The sequence below is a fragment of the Streptomyces sp. NPDC002698 genome, assembly GCF_042888945.1.
Classification (GTDB): domain Bacteria; phylum Actinomycetota; class Actinomycetes; order Streptomycetales; family Streptomycetaceae; genus Streptomyces.
Window position 1 is genome coordinate 269,938 of the sequence record NZ_JBIAQM010000001.1, and the last position, 11,891, is coordinate 281,828.

The following is an 11,891-nucleotide window of genomic DNA, read 5'->3' on the forward strand; positions in this document are numbered from 1 at the left end:
CTGCCGCGTCCGTGCGCGGATCAGTCCGCGAAGGTCGCCGACAGCGCCTCCGCCAGTCCCGGCACGAGGCCCGCGCCGGTGAGCACCTCCGTCGCCGCGTCCTTCTCGCGCAGCCGCAGCGCCGAGTCGCGGGTGCCGTCGCGCAGGACACCGACCGTCATGCGCACCTCCTGGCGGTCCGGGTGCGCCGCGACCCACTGGGTGAGCTTCTTGCCGCTCAGACCCTCCGGGACCGAGTTCTCCGCGGACGGCGGCAGCATCAGCCGCTCCACGGTGAGCGCGCAGCCGACGACGGCGTCGGGCCAGGCGATGGTGCCGAGGAACTCGTCCAGCGGCTTGCCGGCAGGGATCTCCTCCTGCTCGACGGGGGTGAGACCGGTGGTCTCCTGCTCGTGCTCCAGGCCGAGCTGAGCGGCGAGGCCGGGTTCCTGGGCCCGCAGCCGTGCGGTGTCTACGAGGGCGAAAAGGCGGGCGGGCTGATCCCAGCCGAGGCCGGAGGCGTACTCGTCGATCTCGAGTACGGCCCGGGTCAGGGGGCTCGCTGCCATGGGAGTGTTGGACATGGTCACAATCCTGCCTCGTTCGTAACCTGAATCGGGAACCGAGTAAAGCGTGAGTAAGTTGCATAGATGAGGCTCCTCGATCACGGAGCCTTGCTGACGGTCCTCCGACACGGAGGCCTGAAGGATTCGACAGCGACTTCGAGGTGCGCACCTTGGCTTTCCAGATGCCGGACCGCGGCGGAGGCCCGACGGGGCCACGGATCAGAGTGGGCCGGCCGTCCCGGCGTGTCCGGACCCTGCTCATGACACTGGGCGTGCTGGCCGTACTGGCCATGGCCTTCGTCATGTTCGCGGGGTTCTGGACGGACTGGCTCTGGTACCGCTCGGTTCACTACTCGTCGGTCTTCACCACCACACTGTGGACCAAGATCGGGCTCTTCTTCGTCTTCGGTCTGCTGATGGCGGCCGCAGTGGGCTTCAACATCTGGCTGGCGCACCGGCTGCGCCCGCCGCTGAGCGCCATGTCGATGGAGCAGCAGAGCCTCGACCGGTACCGCATGGGCATCGCGCCCTACAAGCGCTGGCTGCTGCTCGCGATCACCTCCCTGGTGGGGCTGATCGCCGGCGCGTCCGCCTCGGGCCAGTGGCGCACGTGGCTGATGTGGGTGAACGGGGTTCCCTTCCACCAGAAGGACCCCCAGTTCCACCTCGACGTCTCGTTCTACGCCTTCGACCTGCCCTGGTACCGCTTCCTGCTCGGCTTCGGCTTCGCCGCCGCCGTGCTCTCCCTGATCGCCGCCGCGCTCACGCACTACCTGTACGGCGGTCTGCGGATCACGAGCCCCGGAGCGCGTGCCACGGCCGCGGCCACCGGACACCTCTCGGTGCTCCTCGGCGTCTTCGTCGCCCTGAAGGCGGTCGCCTACTGGCTCGACCGGTACGGGCTCGCGGTGAAGTCCAGTGACTTCAAGGCGACCGGCAACTGGACGGGTCTGCGGTACGTCGACGCGAACGCGTACCTGCCGGCCAAGACGATCCTGTTCTGCATCGCCGTCATCTGCGCGCTGCTCTTCTTCGCGACGCTGTGGCGGCGCACCTGGCAGCTGCCGGTGATCGGCTTCGGCCTCATGGTGCTCTCGGCCGTCCTCATCGGCGGCCTGTACCCCGCGATAGTCCAGAAGTTCCAGGTCGAGCCGAACGAGCAGGCCAAGGAAGCGCCGTACGTCGAGAAGAACCTCAAGGCGACCCGCGACGCGTACGGGATCGCCGGCACCGACGTGCAGGACTACGCGGGGGCGAGCGACACCAAGGACAAGGCCGAGCTCCGTGACGACGCCGACACCGTCGCCAGCATCCGGCTGATGGACCCGAACATCGTGTCGCCGACCTTCCAGCAGCTCCAGCAGGTGCGGAACTACTACGGCTTCCCGTCGAACCTGGACGTCGACCGGTACACCAAGGACGGCAAGGACCAGGACACGGTCATCGGTCTGCGCGAGCTGAACCTCGCGGGCATCCCGAAGAGCAACTGGATCAACGACCACTTCCGGTACACGCACGGATACGGCGTCGTCGCGTCCAAGGGCACCACGGCCGACAGCGAGGGCCGTCCGGTCTTCACCGAGTACGACCTGCCGTCCAAGGGTGACCTGGGCGCGTACCAGCAGCAGATCTACTACGGAGAGAAGACCACCCAGTACTCGATCGTCGGCGGTCCCCAGAAGGAGATCGACTACTCCGACGACAGCGGTGAGAAGACCACCAGCTACAAGGGCAAGAGCGGCATCAGCCTCTCCGGCCCGGTCAACCGCGCCGCGTACGCGGTGGCGTTCGGCGAGCCGCAGATCATGTACTCGGGCGCGATCGGCGAGGGTTCGCGGATCCTCTACAACCGCACGCCCAAGGAGCGGGTCGAGGCGGTGGCCCCCTGGCTGACCATCGACGGCGACGCCTACCCGGCGGTCGTCGACGGGAAGATCCAGTGGATCGTCGACGCGTACACCACCACCAACGGCTATCCGTACGCCTCGCGCACCACGCTCGGCGACACCACGGCGGACTCGCTGACGGCGGCCAACGACCAGCGCGCGGTGGTGGCCCAGCAGAACCAGGTCAACTACATCCGCAACTCGGTGAAGGCGACCGTCGACGCGTACACCGGCGCGGTCAAGCTCTACCAGTGGGACACCAAGGACCCGGTCCTGAAGACCTGGATGAAGGCGTTCCCGGACACGGTGGAGTCGAGGAAGTCGATCTCGCCGGAGCTGATGGCCCATCTGCGGTATCCGCAGGACCTGTTCAAGGTCCAGCGCGAGCTGCTCACCCGCTACCACGTGAAGGACGCCCAGACGTTCCTGAGCGGCAGCGAGGTGTGGCAGGTGCCGGACGACCCGACCAACAAGTCGGGCAGCGCGGTGCCTCCGTACTACCTGAGCATGAAGCTGCCGGGGGACTCGTCGCAGGCGTTCTCGCTGACGACGACGATGACGCCGAACGGCCGTGACAACCTGAGCGCGTTCGTGTCGGTCAACGCCGAGGCGGGGACAGCTGGTTACGGCAAGATCAGCATTCTGAAACTGCCGACCGGCAGAACGGTCGACGGACCCAAGCGGGTGCAGAGCCAGTTCAACTCCGAGCCGTCCATCGCCGAGTCGATCAGGCTCCTCAGAGGCGGCGACTCGGAGGTCGAGTACGGCAACCTGCTGACCGTTCCGCTGGACGGCGGACTGCTCTACGTGGAACCGGTCTACGTCCGCGGTGGCGACCTCAAGTACCCGCTGCTGCGCAAGGTGTTGGTGACCTACGGAGGCAACACCGCCTTCGAGGACACGCTGGGCCAGGCGCTCAACAAGGTCTTCGAGGCGGAGAGTTCGACCGAGCCGCCGGACGAGGGCACCACGAAACCGCCCACGTCGAGCAACCCGACGGTCCAGGCCGCGCTCGCCGACGCGCAGAAGGCCTTCGACCAGGGGCAGGAAGCCCTCAAGAAGGGTGACTGGAAGGCGTACGGCGAGGCCCAGAACGACCTCGAGGACGCGCTGAAGCGGGCCGAGGAGGCGCAGGCCAAGGCGGACAAGGCCGCCGGCGGTTCCGGCGCGGACAAGACGGACGGCAAGGGCACCGACAAGAGCGGCGGTTCCGGCGGCGGTCCCAGTCCGAGCAGCAGCCCCAGCAGCAGTCCGAGCAGCGAGAAGAGCCCCGGAAGCAGCTGATCAGGACCCACCCCGCGCCGTGGTACGGTTGAGGAACAACAGCGCGGGGTGGAGCAGCTCGGTAGCTCGCTGGGCTCATAACCCAGAGGTCGCAGGTTCAAATCCTGTCCCCGCTACTGAAGTCGAAGGCCCGGATCCAGTTCATGGATCCGGGCCTTCGACGTGTGACGCCACGCCGGGGAGCGCCGGTGACCTGGTCACTCGCATGAAGTGCCGCGACATGCGAGGGGAGTTGAGCGTTCTGTGTTTGACTTGTCTCTCTGTGGGCATGTCGACAAAACGCTGAAGTGACCTTACGGGCTGCGGTATACCAGGTGTATCCGGGTTGCAGGTGGTGCGACGATGGACGTTATGGGGGACAAGGCAACTCTGTTGGATACAGGGCGGTTTGCGCAGTCTGCCGACTTTGAGCGGCCTGTGGATCTCACGCAGCCTTCCGACCGGGACGAGACCGGCGAGGCTGCCGAGGAGGCGCGCCGGTGGTCGGCCGCGGAGGCCGGCGACGTCGAGGCGATGAGCGTCCTCGGGGCCATGCTGCTGCGCCGCGGCGATCTCGACGCGGCCGAACCGCAGTTGCGCGCGGCCACCGCCGCGGGCGACCGTGCCGCAGCCAACAATCTGGGTGTCCTCCTCTACCAGCGCGGATATGCCGACGAGGCCGCCGGATGGTGGCGGATCGCCGCCGTGGCCGGCAGCGCCGCCGCGGCGCACGCGCTCGGCCGGCACCACCGCGAGCGCGGTGACGAGCCCGCCGCCGAGTACTGGCTGCGCCAGTCCGCCGAACAGGGCCACGCCCTGGGCGCGTACGCCCTCGCCGATCTGCTGGAGCATCGTAGCGACGTGGGTGCCGAGCAGTGGATGCGGGCCGCCGCGGAGCGCGGGCACCGCGAGGCCGCGTACCGGCTGGCGCGCGCGCTCGACCGCAAAGCCCTGGACTCGGGCGAGGCCGTGGGCGACAACGGTGTCATCGGGGCCGCGGGACAGGCCGCCGAGCAGTGGTACCGGCAGGCCGCCGCGCGCGGGCACCGCAGGGCCGCACTGCATCTCGGGGCGATCCTGGAGAAGCGCGGCGACCTCAAGGAGGCCGGGCGCTGGTATCTGACGTCCGCCAAGGACGGGGAGGCGCGCGCCGCATGCGCCCTCGGATTCCTGCTGCGCGACGCCGGGGACCCCGACAGCGCCGCCGTCTGGTGGCTGCGGGCCGCGCAGGACGGGGACGGGAACGCCGCCAACGCGCTGGGCGCGCTGCACGCCGAGCGGGGTGAGACCCAGACCGCCGAGCGGTGGTACCGGGCCGCGATGGACGCGGGCGACGTGAACGGCGCGTACAACCTCGGGCTGCTCTGCGCCGAGCAGGGGCGGACCGCGCAGGCCGAGCAGTGGTACCGCAGGGCCGCGTACGCCGGTCACCGCGAGGCCGCCAACGCCCTGGCGATCCTGCTGCTCCAGGGTGGCGACGGGGCCGGGGCCGAGCCGTGGTTCTCCAAGGCCGCGGAGGCCGGGAGCGTGGACGCCGCGTTCAACCTCGGCATCCTGCACGCGGGACGCGCCACGGAGGGCGACGACGCCGCGGCGCTGCGGTGGTACGAGCGTGCCGCCGCCGCCGGACACACGGAGGCGGCGCTCCAGGTGGGCATCGCGCGGCTGAGAGAGGGCGACGAGCCGGCTGCCGAGAGGCATCTGCGGTGCGCCGCGGGAGGGGGCAGCGCCGAGGCCGCCTACCGGCTCGCCGCCGTGCTCGACGCCCGGCGGCCCCCGGCGCCCGCGCACGAACTCGGGGAGCCCGCGCAGGAGAAGAGCGAATGCGAGGAGTGGTACGAGCGCGCCGCGTCCCAGGGGCACCGGCGTGCGCAGGTGCGGGTCGGGATGCTGGCCGCCGCGCGGGGCGATGTGGTGGAGGCGGCGCGCTGGTACCGCGAGGCCGCCGAGGCCGGATCGCGCAACGGCGCCTTCAACCTCGGGCTGCTGCTCGCCCGCGAGGGGAGCGAGCCGGAAGCGGCGCTGTGGTGGACTCGCGCGGCCGACGCGGGCCACGGGCGGGCTGCGCTCCGGCTGGCGCTCGTGTACGCGCGGCGCGGGGAGCTCGCCGAGGGGCAGCGCTGGGCCGACCGGGCCGTGTCGCTGGGGCCGGCGGAGGTCTCCGAGCGGGCGGCGCGGCTGCGGGACGCCTTGCGGGAGGAACTGTCCGCGTGAGAGGCGGCCGGGTGTCCGGGCCGACCGGGCACCCCGGCCGGGCCCCGTCGCCCGGGGAACCGCCCCGGGCGCGGGGGCGCCGGGGGCCGGAGGACGGCCTTCGGACCCCCTGGTCAATGGATTTGCGCGGGCCACGCTCTTGACGTACTGTTCAGTTCATCGACGCGGGGTGGAGCAGCTCGGTAGCTCGCTGGGCTCATAACCCAGAGGTCGCAGGTTCAAATCCTGTCCCCGCTACTGAAGGCCGAGGGCCGGAATCCGAAAGGGTTCCGGCCCTCGGTGCGTTTGCGGGCCTGCGCGGAAACGCGACAGCGAACAGCGAACGGGAAGCAGCCGCCACCACGCGGGAACGAAAAGCCCCGGCGCGCGTGGCGTGCCGGGGTTCGTGTGCGTGCGTGGGCGTCCGCGTGCCTCTACGCCGCCATGGCCGCGCAGTCGGGGCAGACGCCGCGGTAGGTCACCTCGACGTTCGAGACGGTGAAGCCGAAGCGCTCCGAGTCGGGGAGGTCGCCGAGCGGGTTGCCGATCGGATGGACGTCGCGGATCGCCCCGCACCGGGCGCACACCAGGTGGTGGTGCGGACGGTGCGCGTTCGGGTCGTAGCGCTTGGCGCGCTTGTCCGTGGCGACTTCCAGCACCTCACCGAGCGAGACCAGCTCGCCCAGCGTGTTGTAGACGGTCGCCCGGGAGATCTCGGGCAGCTTGGCCACGGCGCGGGCGTGCACCTCGTCGGCCGTCAGGTGGACGTGGTCGCCGTCGAGGACCTCGGCCACGACACGTCGCTGCGCGGTCATACGCCATCCACGTCCGCGCAGGCGTTCCAACAGGTCACTCATACCGGTCAGCCTAACAGCAGGTGAACCAGATCCCGAATGAGTGTGGTTTTAGATCTTCACCTGACTTGGACAGGGTCCAGCTCCGGGGTGAGTCCGGTGTGCCGGGTGTGGACGGCGGGCCCGAACCTCCGGGATTCGCCCGGGAGTTCGGGCCCGCCTGGGTGTCGGACGGGATCTGTCGGTCCGTTCGGGCGCGCCGACGTGCTCGCGCCGGACCCGGCGGTCCGCTCAGGCCGGTACCTGCTGCCGGACGGGTGCCCAGCAGCGGATGATGTCGCGGACCGAGACGATGCCCACCGGACCGTTGCCGTCGAGCACGACCAGGTGCCGGAAGCCGCCGTGCGACATCGCGGCCGCGGCCTCCTCCAGGGTCCAGGTGGGCGCCGCGAAGACGACGTCGGTGGTGGTGTGGCTGCCGGCTGTCTCCGAGTCCGGGTTCTGGCCGTGGGCGAGGGAGTTGAGGATGTCGCGCTCGGTGAGGATGCCGAGGCCGGACGAGTCCTCGTCGAGGACCACGGCCGCGCCGACGTGGCGTGCGGACATCAGACGGGCCGACTGGCGGAGGGTGTGTGCCGGGCCGATGGTGAGGACCACCGTGCTCATGGCGTCGCGGACGAGCATGGGCTGGAGCCACCTCCTCGGTGAGCCGCGGGCTCCCCGGCTCCTCGACGGAGCGCAAAGAGAAGCGGTTCACAAGTTCACAAGTGGGGGAGCTCTCAGAGTCGCAGTTAAAGAGAGGGTCAACAAGGGGGCGCGTGCCGCGAGTTCGGGGGCGCCCGGGGTTGCTCAGCGGTCCCGGGGTCAGGCAGGGCCGCGCAGGCGCCCCAGCGGTATCGCCGGTCCCCGGGACGCCGTACGGCGAGGCGGGACCGTCAGGGCGGCGGACCGGACCGCTCGACGAGCGATTCCTCGGGCGTGCCCGCGGCAGGCCGCCCGGCGGCGGCCGTGCGAGCCACCGTCATGTCACGGCCGCCTCCGGCCACTCGGTGGCGCCGGTAGGGAACACCCGGCCGGGCGAGGTGCGCCATCACGTCGCGCCGGACTTGTGCGACACCCTTCAGCCCTCGATGAGGGCTCGCTCCTCATCGGTGAGCCGGCCGAAGCAGGCTTCCTCCGTGGCCATGACCGTCATCCGGTCGAGCGACGGCGCTGCGACATGCCGGGCGTAGAGGTGCCAGCCCTTCTTCGCGTACGAAGCCATGAAGGAGGTGCCGTTGTCCCCGACCGGTTCCTCCTGCGGCGGCGTGCTCTCTTTCCAGCCCCGCGCCACGAGACCGGACAGCACGACTTTCAGTTGCCGCCGCGCGTCAGCCGGTGCGTCAGCCGGTGTGTTTGCCGGATCGGCGGCGTCCGGGGAGTGGTAGGAGACCACGCAGGGAGTCAGCCGGGTGGCGAGAGCGGCGGCTTTGCGTCCCTTACCGGTGTCGGCGCGGGTCTGTGGCCGCTGGGGAACGCCGAGCCCCGCCACCACCTTGCCGCCCGTCAGTCCCGCTGCCGCGACGGCCGCTCGCAGGTCCGTCCGAACGGCCTTCTGGCCGAAGGGCACCGATGCCGAGGAAGAGGAAGAAGAGGAAGAAGAGGAAGAAGCGGCAGAGGCAGTAGCCGCGACCGGGTCTGCGGGTTCGGTGCCCGCGCCGCATCCGGTGGCGAGAATCGCTCCCACGGCGACGGCGGCGGTCCGCCCGGCGTTGATCGTGTCGGTACGCATGCGCTCTTCCTCGGCACGCCGACCGCCGGGCACCATTCGGTCGGCCCGGTCGGCCCGGTCGGTCAGATCTTGACGCCGAATCCTCGCACGACGGTTTCTCGACTCAGCAGCCGCGCCGGATCCGAGATCCTCGCGGGAGGCGGTGAACCGGGCCTTTCCCGAGCGGCCCGGCCACCGATGACGGCCCCACGACGGCCCAGGGAGCCTGAAGCCAGGGGAAACGCGTTGGTCAGGACGCCGGTCGCCTCAGTAGCGCTGGTTCAAATACCCCAGCATCTCGTCGTGGAGGAGGCCGTTCGACGCGGACGCGTTGCCGCTGTGCGGGCCGGGGCGTCCGTCGAGGCCGGTGAAGGCGCCGCCGGCCTCGGTCACGATGATCGCGTTCGCCGCCATGTCCCAGAGCGACAGCTCGGGTTCGGCGCAGATGTCGACCGAGCCCTCGGCGACCATCATGTACGGCCAGAAGTCGCCGTAACCGCGGGTGCGCCAGACCGCCTTCGTGAGATCGAGGAAACCGTCCAGACGGCCCTGGTCCTCCCAGCCGGACAGCGAGGAGTACGCGAAGGACGCGTCGGCCATCCGCGAGACCTCGGACACCCGCAGACGGGACGCGGAGGACAGGCTGCGGCCGGTGAACGCGCCGTGCCCCTTCGCCGCCCACCAGCGACGGCCGAGCGCGGGGGCGGAGACGACGCCGACGACCGGCTGGTAGCCGCCCTCGCCCGCCTCCATCAGGGAGATCAGCGTGGCCCACACGGGCACACCGCGGACGTAGTTCTTGGTGCCGTCGATCGGGTCGATGACCCAGCGGCGGGGGCCCGTGCCCTCGATGCCGTACTCCTCGCCGAGGACCGCGTCGCGCGGCCTGGCCCGCTGGAGATGGCCGCGGATGAGTTCCTCGGCGGCCTTGTCCGCCTCGCTCACCGGTGTCATGTCCGGCTTGGTCTCGACCTTCAGGTCGAGCGCCTTGAAGCGGTCCATCGTCGCGGCGTCGGCGGCGTCCGCCAGGACATGGGCGAGGCGCAGGTCATCGCGGTAGTCGGGCATGGGTGAACCGTATCTGCCCGCGTCGTGACGGGGCTACACAGGACCGGCAGGTGATCCGCGGGCCCGGCCGCGCCGGCGCCCGGTGGGGGAGCGGCCCCGGGGGCTCGTGCCCGGTCCGGGCGCGCACGGCTTCGGTTGCGCGCCCCGCGGGGCCGCCGCGACCCCTTGACAGTGCTTCCGCACGCGTCAAACCTGGCTCCAGAGCCGCTCGCCCCGAGGAGGCGATGATGCCCGCAGCGCGCGAATCGCTCTTGGACGCCGCCTATACGGCACTCGCGCGCCGGCCGTGGTCCGCGGTGCGGATGGTCGATGTGGCCGCGGTGGCCGGAGTGTCACGCCAGACGCTCTACAACGAGTTCGGGAGCAAGGAAGGCCTGGCGCGCGCCCTCGTACGGCGGGAGGCCGACGCCTATCTCGCGGGTGTCGACCGGGCCCTGGCCGCTCACACGGACGCGCGGGACCGGCTGGCCGCGACCGCCGAGTGGACCACCTCGACGGCCCGCAGCAACGCGCTGGTGCGGGCGATGCTCACCGGAAGCTGGAGCGAGCGGCTGCCCTCGCCCGCGCTGTCCGCCGTGCCCTCGTCGTCTCCGGTGCCCGCGCAGCGGCGGGCCGACGGACCGCTGCCCTCGCCCGCCGACTTCGTGGTACTGGTCCGCGACCGCGCGGTCGCGGCGCTCACCCTGTCCCGGGCGGACACCCCCGAGGTCACCCGGACCTGCGAACTGGTCACCCGGCTCGCGCTGTCGTGCGTCGTCGCGCCGCCCGCCCGGGGCGGTGCCGCGGAACTGGTCAGGACCGCGCTGGCGTCCTCCCACCGGCTCGGAGTCTGAGGGCGGGCGCCTCGAGCCCGACTGCCGCCAGGGGGCGCGCACTCACGGCATGCGCGCTCATGGAGTACGCGCTCACGGCACGCGCGCTCAGGGGGTGTGTGCTCAGTGCGCCGACCCCGAGAGCTGGAGCCCGATGACACCGGCGATGACCAGGCTGATCGAGACGATCTTGAGGACCGAGACCAGGTCGTCGAGGAAGATCATGCCGTAGATGGCGGTGCCCGCCGCGCCGATGCCGGTCCACACCGCGTAGGCCGGACCGACGTCGAGCTTCTTCAGGGAGAGGGTCAGCAGCCCGAAGCTGCCGAGGGCGAAGACGCAGAAGGCCACGGTGGGCCAGAGTCTGGTGAAACCGTGGGAAAGCTTCAGGCAGACGGCGAAGCCGGTTTCGAGCAGTCCCGCCACAACGACCAGCAGCCACGCCATGTCTTGTCCTCCCGCATCGCACGTCGACTGCCGGCCCGGACCGGGTCGGTGCGATTATGCATTCACCGACCCGGAGAAGCCCTTACCGACCAGGGGCACGCGCAAACACGGGGACGTCAGTCGCCCTCGCGGCGTTCGCGTGTGGCCAGCAGCCGGCGCAGCGAGTACAGCCGCTGCGGGTCCGCGTGGCCGTCGGCCACCCACTGGTCGAGCGCGCAGTCCGGTTCGTCGTGGCTGCACGCCCGGGGGCAGCCCTCGGTGCCCGGTTCGAGATCGGGGAAGGCGTGGATGACCCGGGACGGGTCGACGTGGTTCAGGCCGAACGAACGGACGCCCGGGGTGTCGACGACCCAGCCTCCGGCGCTGCCCGCCAGCGGCAGGGCCAGTGCCGAGGTGGTGGTGTGCCGGCCGCGGCCCGTGACCGCGTTGACGTGTCCGGTCGTCCGGCGCTGCTCGGGCGGCACCAGCGCGTTCACCAGGGTCGTCTTGCCGACGCCCGAGTGACCGACGAACGCCGTGATCCTGCCGTCCAGCTGCTCGCGCACCCGGTCGGCGGCGGCCTCGCTGCGCAGCTCCTCGCGGCTGGTCACCACGTACGGGATGTCCAGCGCTCCGTACAGCTCCAGGAACTTGTCCGGCGGGGCCAGGTCCGACTTCGTGAGCACGAGGAGCGGGGTCAGGCCGCCGTCGAAGGCCGCCACCAGACAGCGGTCGATCAGGCGGGGGCGCGGCTCGGGGTCCGCGAGGGCGGTGACGATGGCGAGCTGGTCGGCGTTGGCGACGACCACGCGCTCGTACGGATCGTCGTCGTCGGCCGTGCGGCGCAGCACCGAGCCGCGCGGCTCGATGCGGACGATGCGGGCGAGGGTGTCCTTCTCGCCGGACAGGTCGCCGACGATGGCCACCCGGTCGCCGACGACGGCGGCCTTGCGGCCCAGTTCGCGCGCCTTCATGGCCATCACGGCGCGGCCCTCGACCAGACAGGTCAGCCGGCCGCGGTCGACCGTGAGGACCATGCCCTCGACGGCCTCCTCGTGCTTGGGACGGATGTTCGTACGGGGACGGTTGCCCTTGCGGTTCGGGCGCTGACGGATGTCGTCCTCGTCGGTGTTCTTGCCGTATCGGCGCATGAT

General features: G+C 70.9%; 10 protein-coding genes and 2 tRNA genes. 5 read left to right on the top strand and 7 right to left on the bottom strand.

What is annotated here, in order from left to right; genetic code table 11:
• Positions 1–20: 20 nt before the first annotated feature.
• Positions 21–563 carry a PPA1309 family protein gene (locus ACFYW9_RS01180; RefSeq protein ID WP_387303853.1) on the bottom strand — a complete coding sequence of 181 codons (543 nt, stop codon included), beginning with the start codon at positions 561–563 and terminating at the stop codon, positions 21–23.
• Positions 564–727: 164 nt separating this feature from the next.
• On the opposite strand from ACFYW9_RS01180, the gene ACFYW9_RS01185 reads away from it, so the two are divergent.
• The 4 genes from ACFYW9_RS01185 (at position 728) to ACFYW9_RS01200 (ending at position 6,145) form a co-directional block, all read left to right on the top strand.
• A complete protein-coding gene (locus tag ACFYW9_RS01185; protein ID WP_389143564.1) occupies positions 728–3,715 on the top strand; it encodes a UPF0182 family protein in 2,988 nt (995 codons plus the stop codon).
• A 42-nt stretch (positions 3,716–3,757) separates the two neighbouring features.
• Positions 3,758–3,831: transfer RNA gene (locus ACFYW9_RS01190), tRNA-Met, on the top strand.
• Positions 3,832–4,057: 226 nt separating this feature from the next.
• Positions 4,058–5,908: a sel1 repeat family protein gene (locus ACFYW9_RS01195; RefSeq protein WP_351859186.1), complete on the top strand. Its 1,851-nt coding sequence runs from the start codon at positions 4,058–4,060 to the stop codon at positions 5,906–5,908.
• A gap of 163 nt (positions 5,909–6,071) precedes the next feature.
• A tRNA-Met gene (locus ACFYW9_RS01200) sits at positions 6,072–6,145 on the top strand.
• Between the two features lie 176 nt (positions 6,146–6,321).
• Here the strand turns inward: ACFYW9_RS01200 and ACFYW9_RS01205 are convergent.
• From ACFYW9_RS01205 to hisN, 4 genes are all read right to left on the bottom strand, one after another.
• The gene (locus ACFYW9_RS01205; protein ID WP_326785619.1) at positions 6,322–6,744 is read right to left on the bottom strand and encodes a Fur family transcriptional regulator; all 423 of its coding nucleotides are present in this window, start codon (positions 6,742–6,744) and stop codon (positions 6,322–6,324) included.
• A 228-nt stretch (positions 6,745–6,972) separates the two neighbouring features.
• Entirely contained in the window at positions 6,973–7,365 is a 393-nt protein-coding gene (locus ACFYW9_RS01210; RefSeq protein ID WP_351859188.1) for a CBS domain-containing protein, read from the bottom strand.
• Between the two features lie 436 nt (positions 7,366–7,801).
• Positions 7,802–8,488 carry a hypothetical protein gene (locus tag ACFYW9_RS01215; RefSeq protein ID WP_389143045.1) on the bottom strand — a complete coding sequence of 229 codons (687 nt, stop codon included), beginning with the start codon at positions 8,486–8,488 and terminating at the stop codon, positions 7,802–7,804.
• 210 nt (positions 8,489–8,698) lie between these two features.
• Entirely contained in the window at positions 8,699–9,499 is an 801-nt protein-coding gene (gene hisN, locus ACFYW9_RS01220) for a histidinol-phosphatase (protein ID WP_326785616.1), read from the bottom strand.
• A 224-nt stretch (positions 9,500–9,723) separates the two neighbouring features.
• Here hisN and ACFYW9_RS01225 point away from each other — a divergent pair, with 224 nt between their 5' ends.
• Entirely contained in the window at positions 9,724–10,332 is a 609-nt protein-coding gene (locus ACFYW9_RS01225) for a TetR/AcrR family transcriptional regulator (protein WP_351859192.1), read from the top strand.
• A gap of 102 nt (positions 10,333–10,434) precedes the next feature.
• Here the strand turns inward: ACFYW9_RS01225 and ACFYW9_RS01230 are convergent, their stop codons facing one another.
• Positions 10,435–10,758, bottom strand: a complete 324-nt coding sequence (locus ACFYW9_RS01230; RefSeq protein ID WP_329301577.1) for a multidrug efflux SMR transporter — start codon at positions 10,756–10,758, stop codon at positions 10,435–10,437.
• Positions 10,759–10,874: 116 nt separating this feature from the next.
• On the bottom strand, positions 10,875–11,888 hold the full coding sequence (gene rsgA / locus ACFYW9_RS01235; protein ID WP_351859195.1) for a ribosome small subunit-dependent GTPase A: 1,014 nt from the start codon (positions 11,886–11,888) through the stop codon (positions 10,875–10,877).
• Positions 11,889–11,891: the final 3 nt, after the last annotated feature.